Consider the following 537-nt stretch of genomic DNA (forward strand, 5'->3'; position numbering starts at 1 on the left):
TATCGATCGAGACAGTAAGACCATTGAACTTATGTTGATGACTGGCAGGACCAATTAACAAGAGCTCTGTTTTATCCTAGTTTAGATGGAGGACGTTTTGAGACATCCATGATTTTATTGAAACAAGGCAGGCTTCTAGACGCGAGATGTCAGTAGTATTATTTGCTTTTATTGGTAGGTACAGCTGTGTATCATCGGCATAACAATGAAAATTTACTCCATAACTTCTGATGATTTTTCCCAATGGTGTAACATACAGAGAAAATAGTATGGGACCAAGCACAGAACCTTGTGGCACACCGAATTTCACTGGTGCCGTGGAGGATAGGGATTTATTAAAAGAGACAAATTGCTACCTATCACACAGATAGGATTCTAACCAGGCAAGTGCAGTGCTAGAGATGCCAAAAACATCTTTAAGTCTGTTGATTAACACTGCATGATCTATTGTATCAAATGCGGCACTAAGATCTAACAATAACAGTAAAGCCGATGAGTTCTCATCCATCTGAAGGAGGAGATCATTAGTCACTTTAA

1 protein-coding gene and 1 pseudogene are annotated in these 537 nt (G+C 39.1%); both read right to left on the reverse strand.

Features of this window, described 5'->3' with window-relative positions:
- Positions 1-76: 76 nt before the first annotated feature.
- A pseudogene (locus D4A39_RS19110) lies at positions 77-331 on the reverse strand (reverse transcriptase domain-containing protein); the annotation flags it as partial.
- Positions 332-352: 21 nt separating this feature from the next.
- Positions 353-537 (reverse strand): hypothetical protein (locus D4A39_RS19115; protein ID WP_233552526.1); only part of this gene is annotated, 185 nt, incomplete at its 5' end.

This window comes from Alcanivorax profundi (assembly GCF_003597125.1).
GTDB classification, from domain to species: Bacteria; Pseudomonadota; Gammaproteobacteria; order Pseudomonadales; family Alcanivoracaceae; genus Alcanivorax; species Alcanivorax profundi.